The following is a 281-nucleotide window of genomic DNA, read 5'->3' on the forward strand; positions in this document are numbered from 1 at the left end:
AATATCATATATTTAAATAAACGGCTAATACTATCCAAGTAAAGCAGTATACAATTTAAAAAAAAAGGATATCGTTTCTATCGTTCTCGCGAAGGATTCGCAAAGGATTCATAGTAATGTATGCTAATATATTTTCCTTGATTATAGTATATAAAAAAACCCTTCAATAAATAAATATTGAAGGGTTTAAAAAAGGCGACGACCTACTCTTCCACAATGTAGTACCATCGGCGCAAATGGGCTTAACTTCTCTGTTCGGAATGGTAAGAGGTGAGCCCCAT

Annotated in this window: 1 rRNA gene; it reads right to left on the minus strand. The window is 33.5% G+C overall.

From position 1 onward, the window contains the following. Window positions 1-190: 190 nt before the first annotated feature. Window positions 191-281 (minus strand): 5S ribosomal RNA (rrf, locus tag ACVC3Y_RS00145); the annotation flags it as partial.

This window comes from Lacinutrix cladophorae (assembly GCF_053604645.1).